This window comes from Flavonifractor sp. An91 (assembly GCF_002159225.1).
Classification (GTDB): Bacteria; Bacillota; Clostridia; order Oscillospirales; family Oscillospiraceae; genus Flavonifractor; species Flavonifractor avicola.
This window is the reverse complement of sequence record NZ_NFHA01000006.1, coordinates 92382-108381: the sequence shown is the minus strand read 5'-3', so window position 1 is coordinate 108381 and position 16000 is coordinate 92382. Positions and strand designations below refer to the sequence as shown.

Here is a 16000-nt window from a genome sequence, read left to right as displayed (position 1 = left end):
AACCGGCCCGTGATACAGATCAGATTCAGGAGAACACTATGATACTTTTGATCCTTGCCCTGGTCCCCCTGGTGGGGGGCTTTCTGCTGGAATTTCTGGTGTGCCAGTTTACCCGGAAGGGAAGCAAGCTGTGGAAGCTGATTCCTCCGGTGGCTGCCGTTCTGGTGACAGCCGCCATTGTGGTCCACCGGCTCAACCTGTGGGAGGCGGATACCTCCCCGGTGACCCAGCTGCTCTTCATTCCCGGCCTGCCCGCCCTGGGCTTTTTTGTGGGGCTCTTTCTGGGCTGGAAGCTGTACCGCTGGCTGTGGAAGCCCAAAATCGTCCGGGACAAGAAGGAGGGCAAGTAGATGTATCTGCACATCGGTCAGAACGTGGTGGTGCCCTTTGGAGACGTGGTGGGGCTCTTCGATCTGGACAACACCTCCTCCTCCCACCTGACCCGGTCCTTTCTGGAGCGGGCGGAAAAGGAGGGGCGGCTGGTCAACGTGTCCGACGATTTGCCCCGCTCTTTTGTGTTGTGCGCCCGGCGGGAGGGGCCGCCGGTGATCTACCTGTGCCAGCTCTCCGCCGCCACCCTGCTGCGCCGGGCGGAGAACAACAGTTTTGAATAAAAAAATTTGGGGTATGGCCGCTCTCACAGAGCCATACCCAACCTATGGTTAATCTAGCGGAGGTTATTATGTCTGACGAGTTAGAATTGGAACTGAACACCACCCAGGTGGAGCATGAGTACGGCGGCTCCGAGATCCAGGTGCTGGAGGGTCTGGAGGCCGTCCGCAAGCGCCCCGGTATGTATATCGGCTCCACCAGCGAGTCCGGCCTGCATCACCTGGTGTATGAGATCGTGGACAACTCCATCGACGAGGCCCTTGCCGGTTACTGTGATGAGATCACCGTCGCCATTGGGGAGGGCGACATCATCACCGTGGTGGACAACGGCCGCGGTATCCCCGTGGACATCCAGCCCCAGACCGGCCTGCCCGCCCTGGAGGTGGTGTTCACCATCCTGCACGCCGGCGGTAAGTTCGGCGGCGGCGGCTACAAGGTGTCCGGCGGCCTCCACGGCGTGGGTGCCAGCGTGGTCAACGCCCTGTCCGAGTGGCTGGAGGTCCGGGTCCACAAGGAGGGCAAGATCTACGAGATGAAGTTCTCCCGGGGCAAGGTGACCCAGCCCATGCAGGTGGTGGGGGACACTGACCGCCACGGCACCGAGGTGGTGTTCAAGCCCGACCCCGAGATGTTCGAGGTCACCGAGTATAACTACGAGACCCTCCACACCCGGATGCGGGAGGAGGCCTTCCTCAACGCCGGCCTGAAGATCCACACCATCGACAACCGCCCCGGCAGGGAGCAGAGCGACACCATGCACTACGCCGGCGGTATCCGGGAGTTCGTGTCCTACATCAACCGCTCCAAGGACCCCATCCACCCCGACGTGATCTATATGGCGGGGCAGAAGGAGGACTCCATGGCGGAGGTGGCCTTCCAGTACAACGACGGCTACAACGAGACCATCGTCTCCTTCGCCAACAACGTCCACACCCCCGAAGGCGGTATGCACGAGGAGGGCTTTAAGCGTGCCCTCACCACCGTGCTCAACAACTACGGCAAAAAAATGAAGATCCTCAAGGACGAGGACAAGGTGTCCGGCGAGGACTGCCGGGAGGGCATCGCCTGCGTCATCTCCGTCAAGCTCACCGAGGCCCAGTTCGAGGGCCAGACCAAAGCCAAGCTGGGCAACGCCTCCATCCGTACCCTGGTGAACAACATCGTCACCGAGAAGCTGTCCGAGTACCTGGAGGAGAACCCCGCCGTGGGCAAGGCCATTCTGGAGAAGGCCCTCATGGCCAACCGGGCCCGTGAGGCCGCCCGGAAGGCCAGAGAGTCCATCCGCCGCAAGACCGCCCTGGGCGGCGCCGCCATGCCCGACAAGCTGCGGGACTGCAACGAGGTCAACCCCGAGCTCACCGAGCTCTACATCGTGGAGGGCGACTCCGCAGGCGGCTCGGCCACCCAGGGCCGGGACAGCCGCTTCCAGGCCATCCTCCCCCTGTGGGGCAAGATGCTCAACGTGGAGAAGGCCCGGGCCGACAAGGTGTACGGCAACGACAAGCTGACCCCCGTCATCACCGCCCTGGGCGCCGGCATCGGGGACGACTTCGACCTGGACAAGCTGCGCTATCACAAGATCATCATCATGGCCGATGCCGATGTGGACGGCTCCCACATCCGCACCCTGCTGCTGACCTTCTTCTTCCGCTTCATGCGGCCCCTCATCGAGCACGGCTACGTCTATGCCGCCGTACCTCCGCTGTACAAGCTGACCCGGGGCAAGACCACCCGGGTGGCCTTCTCCGATGAGGAGCGGGACCAGGTGTCCGCCGAGCTCCGGGGGGACAACCCCAACGCCAAGGTGGATATCTCCCGGTATAAGGGCCTGGGCGAGATGAACCCCCACGAGCTGTGGGAGACCACCATGGACCCGGAGCGGCGCACCCTCAAGCGCATCGAGCTGGACGACGCCGTGCTGGCCGACCAGACCTTCACCGTCCTCATGGGCGAGAAGGTGGAGCCCCGGAAGGAGTTCATCGAGCGCAACGCCAAGTACGCGGTGAATTTGGATTATTAAGGGAGGTCGGGCGACCATAAAGGTCGCCCCTACACGGCCCTGACGTAGGGGCGGCCCTTGCGGCCGCCCGCCGTGAACCACCCTATCATAAAGATTGAGAGGCAACAGCATGAGCAAAAAGCCACAGTACGATCCGGAGGAGATCCGGTATCCGGACCAGACCATCGTCACTTCACCTCTGGTGAAGGAGATGGAGCAGTCCTATATTGAGTACGCCATGAGCGTCATCAAGGGCCGGGCCCTGCCCGACGTGCGGGACGGCCTGAAGCCCGTCCACCGGCGTATCCTGTACGCCATGTACGAGGACAACCTGACCGCCGACAAGCCCTTCAAGAAGTCCGCCACCTGCGTGGGCGATGTGCTGGGCCGGTACCATCCCCACGGCGACGCCAGCGTGTACGACGCCCTGGTTCGTCTGGCCCAGGACTTCTCCATGCGCTATCCCCTGGTGGACGGCCATGGCAACTTCGGTTCCATCGATGGCGATCCCCCGGCCGCCTACCGTTACACCGAGGCCCGGATGTCCAAGATTTCGGACGAGATGCTCCGGGACATCGAGAAGGACACGGTGAACTGGGACCCCAACTTCGACGAGAGCCGGAAGGAGCCCCGTGTGCTCCCCTCCCGGTTCCCCAACCTGCTGGTCAACGGCTCGGCGGGCATCGCCGTGGGCATGGCCACCAACATCCCGCCCCACAACCTGCGGGAGGTCATCAATGCCACCATCTGCGTGCTGGACAATCCGGAGGCCACCCTGGCCGACCTGATGGAGCACGTGAAGGGCCCCGATTTCCCCACCAAGGGCATCATCATGGGCCGCTCCGGCATCCGGGCCGCCTACGCCACCGGCCGGGGCCGGGTGTGCGTCCGGGCCCGCACCGAGTTTGAGGAGTTCGGCCAGAACCGTACCCGCATCATCGTCACCGAGATCCCCTACCAGGTCAACAAGCGCCAGCTCATTAAGAATATGGCCGACCAGGTGGAGGACAAGCGTCTGGAGGGCATCTCCGACATCCGGGACGAGTCCGACCGCAACGGTATGCGGGTGGTCATTGAGCTCAAGCGGGACGCCAACCCCCAGGTGGTGCTCAACCGCCTGTTTGCCCAGACCCAGCTGCAAACCACCTTCGCCATCAATATGCTGGCTCTGGTGGACGACCAGTCCCAGCCCAAGATCCTGTCCCTGCGGCACATCCTGGACGAGTACATCGCCTTCCAGGAGGAGATCATCATCCGCCGCACCAAGTACGACCTGAAGAAGGCCCAGGAGCGGGCCCACCTGCTGGAAGGTCTGCTCATTGCCCAGGACAACATCGACGAGGTCATCCGCATCATCCGCTCCAGCTACGACAACGCCAGGGAGAACCTGATGAACCGGTTCGGCCTGGACGACGTGCAGGCCCAGGCCATTCTGGATATGCGCCTGAAAGCTCTCCAGGGCCTGGACCGGGAGAAGCTGGAGGCCGAGTACAAGGAGCTGGAAGCGCGCATCGCCTACTTCCAGCAGCTGCTGGGCTCCGAGGAGATGCTGCGGGGCGTGCTGAAGGACGAGCTGTCCGCCATTCGGGACAAGTACGGCGACGACCGGGTCACCGAGATCCAGGACGTGGAGGACGAGATCGACATCGAGGACCTCATCGAGGAGGAGGAGTGCGTGTTCACCCTCACCGACGGGGGCTACATCAAGCGCACCCCCGCCTCCACTTACCGTACCCAGCGCCGGGGCGGCAAGGGCATTACTGCCATGGCCACCAAGGAGGAGGACTATGTGGATACGGTGTTTACCGCCTCCACCCACGACTACATCCTCTTCTTCACCAATAAGGGCCGGGTCCACCGGAAGAAGGGCTATCAGATCCCCGAGGCCGGCCGCACCGCCAAGGGTACCAACCTGGTGAACGTGCTGCCCATCGAGCAGGACGAGAAGGTCACCGCCATGATCCACCTGCGGGAGTTCCCCGAGGACCGGTATCTGGTGATGGTCACCCGGGCGGGCACTGTCAAGCGGATTCAGCTCTCCTCCATCCACACCGCCCGGAAGGCGGGCATCCGCTGCATCACCCTGGAGGAGGGAGACGAGCTCATCACCGTCCGGGAGACCGACGGGGAGCAGGCCATCCTCATCGTCACCCACGACGGCATGGCCATCTGCTTCAAGGAAACCGACGTGCGCTGCATGGGCCGTGACGCCTGCGGCGTCCGGGGCATCAGCCTGCGGGAGGGCGACTTCGTGGTAGGCGCCGCCCGGGCCAAGTACGACCATCAGGTGCTTATGATCACTGAGAACGGCTACGGCAAGCGCACCGAGATGGACGAGTATATCCGTGCCGACGGTCCCCAGAAGAGAGGCGGCTACGGCCTGAAGGGCTACAACGTCACTGAGAAGACCGGCCCCGTGGTGGGGGTCAAGGTGGTCAGCGACAACGACGACGTGCTGGTCATCAACGACGCCGGCGTCATCATCCGCATGGCGGTGTCCGGCATCTCCACCTACGGCCGTACCGCCCAGGGCGTCAAGATCATGAACCTGGAGGAGGGCGTGAAGGTCATCTCCTTCGCCCGTACCGACCACGAGGAAGAAGAGGAGGACACCGGCGCCACCGAAGGGGAGGAATAAGCCATGTCCAGAAAACGGGTAACTTACCGTCCCAGTAAGACCGGCTCGGTGGCGGGGGGCGTGGTGGGCTGTGTCTTTGTGCTCATCGGCCTGTTCGTCGTCATTCCCCAGTTTGCCATGGTGGGGGGCTTTGGCCTCATCTTCGGCATCTTTTGGACCATCCTTGCCGCTGTCATCGCCGGTACCAACTTCTATTCTGCCTTCGGCAAGAAGTATATCGGCCCCGAGATCCGCATCGAGGAGGAGGGGGTGTCGGTGGACAACCCCAAGGGCACCCCGGAGCAGCGGCTGGAGCAGCTCCAGTCCCTCTATGACCGCCGGCTCATTACCACCGAGGAGTATGAGCAGAAGCGGCAGGAGATTTTGAAGGAGCTGTAATAGGAGAACTATGAAAACAGTTACCATTTACACCGACGGGGCCTGCTCGGGCAATCCCGGCCCCGGCGGGTGGGGGGCCATTCTGCAATATGGGGAGTTCAAAAAGGAACTCTCCGGCGGGGAGGCCCATACCACCAACAACCGTATGGAGCTTACCGGCGTCATCACTGCCCTGAAGGCCCTGAAGGAGCCCTGCATCGTGGAGCTCTACTCCGACTCCAAGTACGTCATTGACGCCCTGGAAAAGGGCTGGGCCCGGGGCTGGAAGGCCCGAGGCTGGGTGAAGGGGGACAAGAAGCCCGCCCTCAACCCGGATCTGTGGGCCACCCTGCTGGACCTGTGCGACTACCACACCGTCCACCTCCACTGGGTCAAAGGCCACGCTGATAACCCGTACAACAACCGCTGCGATGAGCTGGCGGTGACCGAAAGCCGGAAGTATAAGTAGGGGCCGACACCCCAGGGTGGCTTCTCTTGCCCCTTTGGGGCAATTCACCTTCTGCCCACATCGGCCCGTCCATTGTCCAAAGGAGGACCTATGAAAATCGCCATTGTATTTGACAGCCAGACCGGCAACACCGCCCAGGTGGCTCAGGCCATCCGGGAGGCCTGTGAGGGCCACGACATTGTGGCCTTCGGCCCGCCGCCCCAGAACGTGGACCAGGCGGAGCTGGTCTTTGCCGGGTCCTGGACCGACAAGGGTACCCTCACTCCGGCTATGCAGGAATTTTTACATAGCCTGTACGGCAAGCGGGTGGCCATCTTCGGCACCGCCGGTTTCGGCATCTCCGAGCTGTACTTCGCCTCTTTGTCCGACCGCTTCAAGGCGGAGGTCCCCAAGGGCAACCAGGTGGTGAGCAGCTTCTTCTGCACCGGCAAGATGCCCCAGACGGTGAAGGACCGGTACGAGGCCCAGCTGAAGGCCGACCCGGACAACGCCAAGCTGAAATCCATGATCCAGGCCTTTGACCTGGCCCTGACCCACCCGGACCAGAGTGATCTGGACCAGGCCGCCGACTTCGCCCGGGAGGCCATGAAGGCATAAAAAGTAAGAAAAAATCCCTGTTGCGTTAGCAACAGGGATTTTTTTGATGGAAATTAGAACTTCACGCGCTCGGCAATATAAGCCTTGACCTGGTCCATGGGAATGCGCACCTGCTCCATGGAGTCGCGCTCACGGATGGTGACGCAGTTGTCGGCGGGGGTGTTCTCGTCGCCCACGGTCTGGAAGTCCAGGGTGATGCAGAAGGGGGTGCCGATCTCGTCCTGGCGGCGATAGCGCTTGCCGATGGAGCCGGCGTCGTCGTAGTCCACCATGAAGTCGCGGGCCAGCTCATCACGCAGCTGCTGGGCGGGGCCGGCCAGCACTTCCTTCTTGCTCAGGGGCAGCACGGCGCACTTGAAGGGGGCCAGAGCGGGGTGGAGGCGCAGCACGGTGCGGATGTCGTCGTTGCCCTTCTTGTCCTGGCCCACCACCTCCTGGTCGAAGGCGTCCACCAGGAAGGCCAGGGTCACGCGGTCGGCGCCCAGGGAGGGCTCCACCACATAGGGGATATAGTGCTCGCCGGTCTCCTGGTCGAAGTAGGTCATGTCCTTGCCGGAGACGTTCTGATGCTGGGTCAGGTCGTAGTCGGTACGGTCGGCCACGCCCCACAGCTCGCCCCAGCCGAAGGGGAAGAGGAACTCGAAGTCGGTGGTGCCCTTGGAGTAGAAGCACAGCTCCTCGGGGCTGTGGTCACGCAGCCGCAGGTTCTCCTCCTGCATACCCAGGCTCAGCAGCCACTCCTTGCAGAAGGAGCGCCAGTACTGGAACCACTCCATGTCGGTGCCCGGCTTGCAGAAGAACTCCAGCTCCATCTGCTCGAACTCACGGGTGCGGAAGGTGAAGTTGCCGGGGGTGATCTCGTTGCGGAAGGACTTGCCCACCTGGCACACGCCGAAGGGCAGCTTCTTGCGGGTGGTGCGCTGGATGTTCTGGAAGTTGACGAAGATGCCCTGGGCGGTCTCAGGCCGCAGGTACACGGTGTTCTTGGCGTCCTCGGTGACGCCCTGGAAGGTCTTGAACATCAGGTTGAACTGACGGATGTCGGTGAAGTTGTGCTTGCCGCAGGTGGGGCAGGGGATGTTGTTCTCCTCGATGAAGTTCTTCATCTCCTCCTGGGAGAAGGCGTCGATGGGCTTGGGCAGCTCCACGCTGTTCTCAGCGCACCAGTCCTCGATGAGCTTGTCGGCGCGGAAGCGCTCCTTACACTCCTTACAGTCCATCAGAGGATCGGAGAAGCCGCCCAGATGGCCGGAGGCCACCCAGGTCTGGGGATTCATCAGGATGGCGGCGTCCAGACCCACGTTGTAGGGGTTCTCCTGGACGAACTTCTTCCACCAGGCCTTCTTCACGTTGTTTTTCAGCTCCACACCCAGAGGGCCGTAGTCCCAGGTGTTGGCCAGGCCGCCGTAGATCTCGGAGCCGGAGAAGATGAAGCCCCGGCCCTTACACAGGGTGACGATCTGCTCCATGGTCTTTTCGGTGTTTTTCATGGTACAATCAAACTCCTTTTGTTTGTAATTTATACATATATGGTACCGTTTCCCTCATCCGCCCCAGTGTGCGCACTGGGGCACCTTCCCCCAGGGGAAGGCTAAGAAAAAACCGCCCTGAGCCTAAGCTCAGGGCGGAAAAATCCGTGGTACCACCTGAATTCGGACAAGTTGTCCGCACTCGAACCCGGTAACGGCGGGGGACCGGCGGGGCATTGCCTCCCCGCGGCTCACGGGCGCCTTCCCTCCACCTCCGCCGGAGCCTTGCACCGTCCGGCTCCTCTCTGGTGCGGAAACATGGGGGTACTCTTCCCGATCACTGCCTTATCGCGGGCTATTCTATCATTTTTTCCCCCTACCGTCAAGGCAAAAAGGGGGGAATCCTCACCGGCGGCTCATAATTTCGTCCAGCAGGGCGTGGGCGGCCTCCTCCTTGCTCATGAGGGGCAGCTCCTTGGCCCCGTCGGCGGCGATGAGGGTGAGCACGTTGGTATCCACCCCGAAGCCTGCACCCGCCTGCTTCAGGTTGTTGGCGGCGATGAGGTCGATGTGCTTTTTCTCCAGCTTCTTTTTGGAATTTTCCACCATGTCACGGGTCTCCATGGAGAAGCCGCACAGGAACTGACCAGGCACCCGGTGTTCCCCCAGCCAGGCCAGGATGTCGCTGGTGCGGGCCAGGGGGAGGGAGAGGTCGGAATCATTGCCGCTCTTCTTGATCTTGTCCTCCGCCACGGAAGCCGGGCGGTAGTCGGCCACGGCGGCGGCCTTGATGATGATATCCTGGTCGGGGGCACGGCTGGTCACCGCGTCAAACATATCCTGGGCGGACACAATGTCCACCACCTCCATGTAGGGGGGCTTTTTCAGGTTCACCGGCCCGGATACCAGGGTGACCTGGGCCCCCCGGGCGGCGGCGGCTTTGGCAATGGCGTAGCCCATCTTGCCGGTGGAGTGGTTGGTGAGATAGCGCACCGGGTCCAGAGCCTCCCGGGTGGGACCGGCGGTGACCAGCACCTTGAGGCCGGTCATGTCCTTCTCGTGGCTCAGGGCGTGGAGAACAGTCTCCAGCAGGTCCTCCGGCTCGGGCATCTTGCCCTTGCCCACGGCCCCGCAGGCCAGACGGCCGCTGGCGGGCTCCACGATCTCCCAGCCGTATTTTCTCAAAATGTCCAGATTGTCCTGGGTGACAGGGTTCTCGTACATTTTGGTGTTCATGGCGGGAGCGGCGATCTTGGGGCAGTTGCAGGCCAGAATAGTGGTGGTGAGCATATCGTCGGCCAGGCCGTGGGCCAGCTTGGCCAGCACGTTGGCGGTGGCGGGGGCCACCAGCACCAGGTCGGCCTGATCGGCCAGGGCGATGTGCTCCACCTGGAACTGATAGTTGCGGTCGAAGGTGTCCACGCTCACCCGGTTGCCGGTGAGGGACTCAAAGGTGTGGGGACCGATGAACTCGGTGGCATTTTTGGTCATGAGCACCTGGACGTTGGCCCCCTGCTTCACCAGGGCGGAGGCCAGGTTGGCGGATTTGTAGCAGGCGATGCCGCCGGTGACCCCCAGCAGCACGGTTTTTCCTTTTAACTGCATAGCAAGAAGCTCCTTATGATCTGTAGGGACGGCCTTCCGCCGCCGTGATGTGTCCCTCAATTATAGCAGACACAAAGTAAGTTTTCCACATTCCCATTGCATTTTGGGGATAAAACCGCTATAATATCTGCGGCTGTCCCCGTCGGGGACCGCTGTACTCTCAGGAGACGGCAGGTCCCAGCCCATCGGTGGTCAGTCACCCAAAATATGCGCTGTATCCTCTTAAGAGGAACGGCAGCTGGAGGTAATTGAATATGAAAAAAGCGCTCACCCGGTCTCAGCGGAGCAAGCAGGTGCAGGGTATGGCCATTCTGGCGATGTTTACCGGCATCATCTTTTTGCTCACCTTTACACCCCTGGGTCTTATCGACCTGCCTGTGATCAAGGCCACCATTCTCCATGTGCCGGTCATCATCGGTTCCATTCTGTTGGGGCCCAAGAAGGGCGCGTTCCTGGGAGGAATGTTCGGTCTGTCCAGCATGATCAAAAATACGCTGGTACCCGGTCTTTCCTCCTTTGTGTTTTCCCCCTTCATTCCCGTGCCCGGCCTGGACCGGGGCAGCCCCTGGGCCCTGTTCATCTGCTTTGTGCCCCGTATCCTGGTGGGCGTCACCCCCTGGCTGGTGTACACCCTCATTAAGACCCTCTTCCGCAAGTCCAACGCCGGTATCCAGACGGTTGGCATGGTGATCGCCGGTATTGTGGGCGCGCTCACCAACACCGCCCTGGTCATGGGCTCCATCGGCGTCATCTTCACCGAGGCCTATGCCGCCGCCCAGGGCATCCCCGCCGACGCGGTGCTGGGCTTCATCCTGGGCATTGTGGCCGCCAACGGCGTGCCTGAGGCCATTGTGGCTGCCGTCATTACCCCCGCGGTGTGCGTGCCCATGGTGCGCGCTCTCAAGCTGGAGAAGAAGGTTTCCACCGCCGTGGAGCAGCCTGCCTGAGATGCTGCTGACGGTTGACATCGGCAACACCACCGTTGCCATCGCCGGCCTGCGGGGGGATCGGGTGGCCTTTGTAAAAAAGCTGCCCAGTGACCCCGCTCTGGACTGGACCGCATCTCTCCAAGATCTGCTGGAGAGGGTGGAGGCCCAAGGGGCCGTTCTCTCCTCGGTGGTACCCGCCCTTACCGGCCCGGTGGGGGAGGGGCTGAACGCCATCACCGGAAAGCCTGTCCTGGTGGTGGACAAAACCACCCACACCGGTCTGGATCTCAGCGGCTACGATACCGCCAACCTGGGCATGGACCGGGTGGTGGACTGCGTGGCCGCTCTGGCCCGGTATACCCCCCCGGTGGCCGTCTTTGACATGGGCACCGCCACCACCCTGTCGGTGGTGGACAAGGGCGGCCTCTTCCGGGGCGGCATGATCCTGCCCGGCCTGGCCCTGTCCCTGGAGGCCCTGTCCGCCCGGGCCGCTCAGCTGCCCCCCATCACCCTGTCCACGCCGGAGGGGCTGCTGGGGACAGACACCGTGTCCTGCATGAAGTACGGCGCCCTCTACGGGGCCGCCGGGGCCATCGAGGGCATTGTCAGGCGTCTGGAGGAGGAGCTGGGTCCCCTGACGGTGGTGCTCACCGGCGGCAACAGCACTCTGGTACGCCCTCTGCTCTCCATCGCTACCGCCTGGGAACCCCACCTGACCTTCCTGGGGTTAGCAGAGATCTGGAAACAAAATAACCGATAAAAAAGCACGCTGCTGATGCAGCGTGCTTTTTTATTTCTCTTCTTTTTTCAGATCTTTCAGCAGCTTCAGCTTTTTGTGCTTGTACCACACGCAGTTGAAGATGTTGCCAATGATGAGGATATTGCCGCACAGGTAGAGCCACACCAGCATGATAATGATGGAGGCCAGGGACCCGTACACCAGGGAGTACCGGGAGGACAGGCCGATGAACCAGGAAAACAGGATGGAAAAGACGGAGAGCACCACCGCGGTCAGAAAGGCCCCGGTCATCACCGGCGGGCGTGGTTTGCCCTGGGGGGCGGCCACCCGATACACCAGCATCACGAAGAGAAATACCAGCAGAAAGAGGAGCAGAAAGCGCATCCACTGCCAGTCCCAGGGCAGGGAGTTGGTATCCAGATGGAGCAGCCGCTCTGCCGCCTGGAAGAGCCAGCCGCCGGTGAGAAGCACCACTAAAGAGAGGAAGATGGTGACCAGCAGCAGCAGGGCAAAGAGCACGCTGGCAATCACCTGCCGCAGGCCCCGGTAGCCCTTACGGCCATAGATCTCCTCCATAATGTTCATCAGGGCCCGGAAGGCCGCCGAGGCAAAGAACACCGTCATGAAAACCCCTGCAATGAGCAGGCCGGGAGACTGATTGGTGGTGATATAGCCCACATACTCCATCAGAATATCCCGGGCCGCCCTGGGCAGCAGGGGGGAGGCGGCAGCCAGCACCTCCTCCAGATCCACCGGCAGCAGGCTGATAAAAGCATTGATGCAGATGAGCAGCGGGAAAAAGGACAGGATGAGAAAGTAGGCCAGCTCCGCCGCCGAGCGGGAGATGTGCTTGGAGAAATAAATGTCCACCATCTCCAGCGCAAATTTCACCGGCTTCTTTTTCAGCAGCTCTTTGGGCATGGGCCCACCTCCCGGACACAGGTTCCTTTTAGATATACCATAAAATGGAAGATAATGCAAGGGGAGAGACCGGCCGGTCCCGTTTGGGCAGCAAAAAACCGCCTGCATGGCAGGCGGTTTCATGTTGACCACAGATTAGGCCAGCTTGTTCAGCTTGATGGTCATGGCGCTCTTCTTGTGCGCAGCGTTGTTCCGGTGCAGCAGACCATGAACCACGGCCTTGTCGACCGCCTTAACGGCCACCTTGTAAGCGCCCTCGGCCTCGCTGCGGTTGCCTTCAGCCAGCGCAGCCTCAAACTTCTTGATGTCGGTCTTGAGAGCGGACTTCGCGGCCTTGTTCTGCATGGCCTTGGTCTCGTTCACCAGGACACGCTTCTTGGCAGATTTAATATTCGGCAAACCAAACACCTCCTCCGATGACGATAGTAAATACACATAGTTTGCCTGTGCATTTTTACATTCTAGCAGGAAGCAAGAGAAATTGCAACAGTTTTTTTAGGTTTTTTCACTTTTTTTGTATATGGGGCCGCTCTCCGCAAAAAATAGAGGCAAGCAGCATACAAAACACCATATCTTGGGGTGTACAGGAGGACGCATATGGAACAAAGACGGACGGATCTGGCGCTGGAGGCCGCCCAGCTGTGGCGGGAGGGGGGAAATACCGGGGAGCTGCCCGGCGTGACTCAGGAGGAATCCACCCGGGAGGGCTACCCGGTGACCACAGTCAAAGTGTTGGACGACCGGGGGGCAAAGGCCATCGGCAAGCCGGTGGGCACCTACGTGACGGTGGACCTGTCCGCTCTGGTCCGCCGGGAGGAGGACGCCTTTGGCCGGGCGGTCCGGGCGGTGGCGGCGGAGCTGTCCGCTCTGCTCAAGCTGCCGGAAGGGGCCCCTGCCCTGGTGGTGGGGCTGGGCAACCGGGCTATCACCCCGGACAACATCGGACCCGCCGCCGCCGACCACACCATGGTCACCCGCCATCTGGTGGAGCAGGTGCCGGAGCACTTCGGCTCCTTCCGGCCGGTGGCCGCTCTGGCGGCGGGAGTGCTGGGCACCACCGGCGTGGAGAGCGGGGAACTGGTGCGGGCGGTGACCGAGAAGATCCGCCCCTCCTGCGTCATTGCGGTGGACGCCCTGGCCTCCCGCAGCCTGAGCCGGGTGTGTACCACCGTCCAGCTGGCCGACACCGGTATCACCCCCGGCTCCGGGGTGGGCAACGCCCGGGCGGCTCTGGACCGGGCCAGCCTGGGGGTGCCCGTTATTGCCGTGGGGGTGCCCACGGTGGTGGACGGGGCCACCCTGGCCGCCGACTTGCTGGCTGAGGCGGGCCAGGCCCATCTGGACCCCCAGGCCCTCCGGGGGGCGGGGGAGGGGCTGATGGTCACCCCCAGAGACATTGACGCCCGGGTCACCGACCTGGCCAAGGTGGTGGGGTTCGGCATCAACCTGGCCCTCCAGACCGGCCTGACGGTGGAGGATGTGGAGCTGTTTTTGAGCTGACCCGTAGGGGCGACCCTTGTGTTCGCCCGTAAAAAAGACCTGCCGCAATTTCGCGGCAGGTCTTTTCGTTTACTCTTCGTCCAATTTAAGCACAGCCATGAACGCCTCTGTGGGAATCTGTACCGTACCAAGAGAGCGCATCTTCTTCTTGCCCGCCCCACAAAGAGCTTGCTCTTTGTGGGGACCCCATTTTATTTCATATGCTCGGCGGAAGTGAATTCCGCCTGCGCCAAGGTTTTGGGACGTTGCCCCAAAACGCTTGTACGGCGCACAGCGCCGCCCCGCCTTGCGGGGCCCCGGAGGGCAACAAGAAGATGCTTTTCGTTTACTCCTCGTCCAGCTTAAGCACAGCCATGAACGCCTCTGTGGGAATTTGCACCGTACCCAGAGAGCGCATCTTCTTCTTGCCCTCTTTCTGCTTCTCCAGCAGCTTCTTCTTTCGGGTGATGTCGCCGCCGTAGCACTTGGCCAGCACGTCCTTCCGCATGGCCTTCACGGTTTCCCGGGCAATGACCTTGCCGCCGATGGCGGCCTGGACCGGGACCTCAAAGAGCTGACGGGGAATGTTCTCCTTCAGCTTCTCGCACAGCCGGCGGGCACGGGGATAGGCCTTGTCCTTGTGGGCGATAAAGGAGAGAGCGTCCACCTGGTCGCCGTTGAGGAGCATATCCACCTTCACCAGCTCGGAGGGCTCGTACCGGTCCATCTCATAGTCCAGAGAGGCGTAGCCCTTGGTGCGGGCCTTCAGGGTGTCGAAGAAATCGTAGATGATCTCGCCCAGAGGCATGGAGTAGTGGAGCTCCACCAGATTGGTGTCCAGATACTGCATATCCTTATACTCGCCCCGGCGCTCCTGGCACATGGGCATGATGTTGCCCACATAGTCGGGGGGAGAGACGATGGACACCTTGGCGTAGGGCTCCTCCGCCATTTCAATGACGGCGGGATCGGGGTAGTTGTGGGGGTTATCCACCATGACCACGCTGCCGTCGGTCTTGGTGATGCGGTAAATGACGGAGGGCAGGGTGGTAATGAGATCCAAGTCAAACTCCCGCTCCAGCCGCTCCTGGATGATCTCCATGTGGAGCATCCCCAAAAAGCCGCAGCGGAAGCCGAAGCCCAGAGCCACGGAGGATTCCGGCTCGAAGGACAGGGAGGCGTCGTTGAGCTGGAGCTTCTCCAGGGCGTCCCGCAGGTCGGGGTACTTGGAGCCGTCCTCGGTGTAGATGCCGCAGTACACCATGGCCCGGGCGGGGCGGTAGCCGGGCAGAGGCTCCGCCGCCGGGGCCTCCGCCCCGGTGATGGTGTCGCCCACCTGGGTGTCCTTCACGTTCTTGATGGAGGCGGTGAAGTAGCCCACCTCGCCGGCGATGAGCTCTTTGCAGCTCTCCATGCCCAGGGGCAGCAGGTGGCCGCACTCCAGCACCTGATAAGTGGCGCCGGAGGCCATCAGCTTCACGTTCATGCCGGTCTTGATGGTGCCTTCCATCACCCGGAAGTAGACGATGACGCCCCGGTAGGCGTCGTACTGGCTGTCGAAGATGAGGGCCTTCAAGGGGGCATTGGGGTCCCCCTTGGGGGCGGGGACGTTCTTCACGATGTCCTCCAGCACGGCGGGGATATTGATGCCCACCTTGGCGGAGATCTCGGGGGCGTCCTGAGCGGGGATGCCGATGATATTCTCGATCTCGTCCTTCACCCGCTGGGGGTCGGCGGCGGGCAGGTCGATCTTGTTGACCACCGGCAGGATCTCCAGGTCGTGCTCCATGGCCAGGTAGGTGTTGGCCAGGGTCTGGGCCTCAATGCCCTGGGCGGCGTCCACCACCAGAATGGCGCCCTCGCAGGCGGCCAGGGACCGGGACACCTCGTAGTTGAAGTCCACATGGCCGGGGGTGTCGATGAGGTTGAGCTCGTAGGTGTTGCCGTCCTCGGCGGCGTAGTTGAGCTTGACGGCCCGGGCCTTGATGGTAATGCCCCGCTCCTTCTCCAGGTCCATGTTGTCCAGCAGCTGGGACTCCATCTCCCGGGCGGTCACGGCGTTGCACTGCTCGATCAGCCGGTCGGACAGGGTGGACTTGCCGTGGTCGATGTGAGCAATGATCGAGAAGTTACGAATCTTGGATTGATCAGTCATAGACAAACCTCCAGTTGGGGGATGAACCAAA

The 16000-nt window shown here is 62.0% G+C and carries 15 protein-coding genes and 1 other annotated feature; of the genes, 10 read left to right on the top strand and 5 right to left on the bottom strand.

Going from position 1 to position 16000, the window contains the following annotated elements; genetic code table 11:
* The first annotated feature begins 38 nt into the window (after positions 1 to 38).
* The 7 genes from B5G42_RS05675 to bilS all read left to right on the top strand — a co-directional run bounded on the left by B5G42_RS05675 (position 39) and on the right by bilS (position 6672).
* Positions 39 to 350 (top strand): Tat pathway signal protein, encoded by a 312-nt coding sequence (locus B5G42_RS05675; RefSeq protein WP_087267679.1) that lies wholly within the window; start codon positions 39 to 41, stop codon positions 348 to 350.
* Positions 351 to 614 (top strand): extracellular matrix regulator RemB, encoded by a 264-nt coding sequence (locus B5G42_RS05670; protein WP_087267675.1) that lies wholly within the window; start codon positions 351 to 353, stop codon positions 612 to 614.
* Positions 615 to 682: 68 nt separating this feature from the next.
* The gene (gene gyrB / locus B5G42_RS05665) at positions 683 to 2632 is read left to right on the top strand and encodes a DNA topoisomerase (ATP-hydrolyzing) subunit B (RefSeq protein ID WP_087267672.1); all 1950 of its coding nucleotides are present in this window, start codon (positions 683 to 685) and stop codon (positions 2630 to 2632) included.
* Positions 2633 to 2741: 109 nt separating this feature from the next.
* Positions 2742 to 5249 (top strand): DNA gyrase subunit A, encoded by a 2508-nt coding sequence (gene gyrA / locus B5G42_RS05660; RefSeq protein WP_087267669.1) that lies wholly within the window; start codon positions 2742 to 2744, stop codon positions 5247 to 5249.
* Positions 5250 to 5252: 3 nt separating this feature from the next.
* On the top strand, positions 5253 to 5627 hold the full coding sequence (locus tag B5G42_RS05655) for an SHOCT domain-containing protein (RefSeq protein WP_087267664.1): 375 nt from the start codon (positions 5253 to 5255) through the stop codon (positions 5625 to 5627).
* Positions 5628 to 5637: 10 nt separating this feature from the next.
* A complete protein-coding gene (gene rnhA, locus B5G42_RS05650) occupies positions 5638 to 6075 on the top strand; it encodes a ribonuclease HI (protein WP_087267661.1) in 438 nt (145 codons plus the stop codon).
* 90 nt (positions 6076 to 6165) lie between these two features.
* A complete protein-coding gene (bilS, locus tag B5G42_RS05645) occupies positions 6166 to 6672 on the top strand; it encodes a flavodoxin family protein BilS (protein WP_087267658.1) in 507 nt (168 codons plus the stop codon).
* A gap of 53 nt (positions 6673 to 6725) precedes the next feature.
* Here bilS and B5G42_RS05640 read toward each other — a convergent pair whose 3' ends face one another.
* Positions 6726 to 8162, bottom strand: a complete 1437-nt coding sequence (locus tag B5G42_RS05640) for a glycine--tRNA ligase (RefSeq protein WP_087267655.1) — start codon at positions 8160 to 8162, stop codon at positions 6726 to 6728.
* A gap of 127 nt (positions 8163 to 8289) precedes the next feature.
* Positions 8290 to 8491 (bottom strand) — a binding site (T-box leader).
* Between the two features lie 55 nt (positions 8492 to 8546).
* Complete coding sequence (gene coaBC, locus B5G42_RS05635) at positions 8547 to 9746, bottom strand: bifunctional phosphopantothenoylcysteine decarboxylase/phosphopantothenate--cysteine ligase CoaBC (protein ID WP_087267652.1); 1200 nt, start codon at positions 9744 to 9746, stop codon at positions 8547 to 8549.
* Between the two features lie 254 nt (positions 9747 to 10000).
* Between coaBC and B5G42_RS05630 the strand changes: the two genes are divergently transcribed.
* On the top strand, positions 10001 to 10693 hold the full coding sequence (locus tag B5G42_RS05630; protein WP_087267649.1) for an ECF transporter S component: 693 nt from the start codon (positions 10001 to 10003) through the stop codon (positions 10691 to 10693).
* Position 10694: 1 nt separating this feature from the next.
* A complete protein-coding gene (locus B5G42_RS05625; protein ID WP_087267646.1) occupies positions 10695 to 11435 on the top strand; it encodes a type III pantothenate kinase in 741 nt (246 codons plus the stop codon).
* A 30-nt stretch (positions 11436 to 11465) separates the two neighbouring features.
* On the opposite strand, the gene B5G42_RS05620 is transcribed toward B5G42_RS05625, so the two are convergent.
* Together B5G42_RS05620 and rpsT are read right to left on the bottom strand one after the other, a co-directional pair.
* Positions 11466 to 12335: a YihY/virulence factor BrkB family protein gene (locus B5G42_RS05620; protein ID WP_087267643.1), complete on the bottom strand. Its 870-nt coding sequence runs from the start codon at positions 12333 to 12335 to the stop codon at positions 11466 to 11468.
* 135 nt (positions 12336 to 12470) lie between these two features.
* Complete coding sequence (gene rpsT / locus B5G42_RS05615) at positions 12471 to 12734, bottom strand: 30S ribosomal protein S20 (protein ID WP_087187261.1); 264 nt, start codon at positions 12732 to 12734, stop codon at positions 12471 to 12473.
* 198 nt (positions 12735 to 12932) lie between these two features.
* Here rpsT and gpr point away from each other — a divergent pair, with 198 nt between their 5' ends.
* Complete coding sequence (gene gpr / locus B5G42_RS05610) at positions 12933 to 13835, top strand: GPR endopeptidase (RefSeq protein ID WP_087267641.1); 903 nt, start codon at positions 12933 to 12935, stop codon at positions 13833 to 13835.
* 325 nt (positions 13836 to 14160) lie between these two features.
* Here the strand turns inward: gpr and lepA are convergent, their stop codons facing one another.
* Positions 14161 to 15969, bottom strand: coding sequence for a translation elongation factor 4 (lepA, locus tag B5G42_RS05605; RefSeq protein WP_087267639.1), 1809 nt, complete (start codon positions 15967 to 15969; stop codon positions 14161 to 14163).
* Positions 15970 to 16000: the final 31 nt, after the last annotated feature.